The following is a 2,385-nucleotide window of genomic DNA, read 5'->3' as shown; positions in this document are numbered from 1 at the left end:
CACACTATTCGGCGGCACCCCTGCGTTCGCGGTCACTCGCGAGCACGGCTACCGACTGGTGGAGCGCTGGGGGCGGGCATGAAAGTCACGGTGTCGTTCACCATCAGGCACTCACCGGGCTCGCCACTTGCCTTTGCGGCGATCAGGTCGGCGACCTGGCTGTAGTCCATACCGTACTTCGCATACGGACTGCGTTGTACCAGAAAGAAATTCGGTGCTGCGGCAACCGTGAAGACGACGAGCACAGCCGCGGCCATCCAGGGCCGCACCGCCACCGCGCCGACGCACACGCCCAGCACGAGTGCCAACCCCGGGGCGGTGAAGCACAGGTAGCGAGGTGTGTATATCGGATGCACGAGCGCCGACCAGCCGAGGATCAGCGCGGTGGGAACCACCAGCCACGCGATCGCCAGGACGAGGAGCTGGCGATCCGCCTCGACCAGTCGCACAGATGTGAAGCGCCACAGGACGACAGCCGTCACCATGATGCAGGCTGACGCGATCAAGAACAGCGGGCTTCTTTCGAAGTACTGCTGAACGGCCACATCTTCGATCGTCCGGCGGCCGACCGGTGAGATCCAGATGATCTGATGCGCCTGGCCGACGGCCATCCGCACGAACGGCGCCACGGCAAGGCACGTGCAGACCATGGCGATGCTGAATCGCACGGCGACGGCACGGCCCGGCCGGTACAAACACAGGAATACGGTGTGCGCCAGGAACATCAGCGCGAGATACACGTCGAGCAGAATCGCCGCCGCCATCGCCGCTGCGTAACAGAGCCATAACCAATCGCTGTTACGGCGTGCGGCGTGAACCAGCAGTACGGTCGACCACGCGGCGACCATCATCGTCATCGCGTACGGCCGGGCTTCGATGCCTGCCCATGTCGCGCGGGGCAGGATCGCACAGATGACGCCGGCGCTCAGCGCGACGGTGCGCGACGAGAACTGGCTGCCGAGGACCACTACGCCGGCCGCCGCGCCTCCGACCGCCAGACCGCTTGGCACACGCGACCAGAATTCCGTGGGCTCGAAGATCGTGAACCAGCCGTGCATGAGCACGTAGTACAGGCCGTGGACGGCATCGACGTTGCCCATCATCTGCCACAGTTGTCCCAGCGAGCGGCTGTAGGACGCCGAGATCGTCGCGGCCTCGTCGTACCAGAACGACGGGCGGCCCGCGCCAACGAGGCTGAGTGCGGCAGCGAAGACCCCGACGATGACGGGGTCGAGCACAGCAACCCTCGGTCTCGTCAGGACTTCCTGCCCAAGCACGCCGCTATGTTGCCAGAAGCAGGACGGATGCCGCCGGATCTCGTGGTTGTCGGTGCCCGGTGCTTGCATGGGACCCGGTGCGATGAGTTTGGCTCGCCGGGCGGGTCGTACTCGTAGCCCACAAGGGAAACCCCACTCTCGAGGAGACTGCTCATGGCAATCGACGTTCAGCCCGCCGTATCCCCCCACCTCGTCGTCGACGATGCTGCGGCGGCCATCGACTTCTACGTCAAGGCCTTCGGCGCCCAGGAGTACGGCCGGGTGCCGGGTCCCGACGGCAAGCTGGTCCATGCCGCACTGAACATCAACGGCTTCATGGTGATGCTCAACGACGACTTCCCCGAGATGACCGAGGGCAAGTCGACGACCCCCAAAGCGCTCGGTGGCAGTCCGGTGACCATCCACCTGACGGTTACCGATGTCGATGACAAGTTCGCCAAGGCTGTCGATGCCGGCGCCACGGTGGTGCACCCGCTGGAGGACGCGTTCTGGGGAGACCGGTACGGCGTCGTGCGCGATCCGTTCGGCCACCTCTGGTCGATGGGCCAGCCGATGCGCGAGGTCAGCATGGAGGAGATCGAAGAGGCGATGAAGCAGAGCCAGTAACGGTTCAATCGAAAACGCAGGGCAGTTTCTGCGGCCCTCGGATGGCCGGAGTGTCCCGCCAGGTCGGTGACCGCATAGCGCGGGCCGGCGCGCCAGCAAGTGTCGCAGGGCGATGGCGATCTCGAGGCGGGCGAGCGCCGCTCGGCGGCCACCCGGGAGAAGCTCGGTAAGCAACGTCACGAACGCTGCGATTCCCGCGTCGACGGCATCGCCGTCCGAAAGCTCGATGAGCATTCGGCTGATAGCGGACGACTCCTCACACAGCAGCCACGCAGAGGCGTCACCGAGATCACGACCGGCATCTCAGCGGTTGGGCAGCTCTTCTCGCCACCCACATCGAAGCACTCACGAATGAGATCTGATCCACCTCGATGCCTCCAACTTGTCTGATGTTGGACGCAGTACCGGTCCCGAGTTAGTTGTTGGTGGGTGGTTGGGGTTGGAAGGGGACATACCATCGTCGCCATTGGGTGCGTTCGCCGGTGGGTCCGCGGTAGGGCGG

1 protein-coding gene and 1 pseudogene are annotated in these 2,385 nt (G+C 65.0%); one reads left to right on the top strand and one right to left on the bottom strand.

All coding sequences use genetic code 11. The annotated features are described in order from the left end of the window. Positions 1 to 44 precede the first annotated feature (44 nt). Positions 45 to 1,238 (bottom strand): annotated as a pseudogene (locus CSQ99_RS30495) (glycosyltransferase family 39 protein); the annotation flags it as partial. Between the two features lie 192 nt (positions 1,239 to 1,430). On the opposite strand from CSQ99_RS30495, the gene CSQ99_RS30490 reads away from it, so the two are divergent. Then, positions 1,431 to 1,883, top strand: coding sequence for a VOC family protein (locus CSQ99_RS30490; protein ID WP_099042690.1), 453 nt, complete (start codon positions 1,431 to 1,433; stop codon positions 1,881 to 1,883). Positions 1,884 to 2,385: the final 502 nt, after the last annotated feature.

The organism is Mycobacterium neglectum, assembly GCF_002591975.1.
In the GTDB taxonomy this organism is placed as follows: domain Bacteria; phylum Actinomycetota; class Actinomycetes; order Mycobacteriales; family Mycobacteriaceae; genus Mycobacterium; species Mycobacterium neglectum.
Note: the sequence above shows the minus strand (reverse complement) of the source record. Positions and strands in the feature narration are given on the sequence as shown.

Excerpts from the sequence above, each read along its gene's own strand:
- CSQ99_RS30490 (WP_099042690.1), top strand. The coding sequence starts at position 1,431 with ATGGCAATCGACGTTCAGCCCGCCGTATCCCCCCACCTCGTCGTCGAC.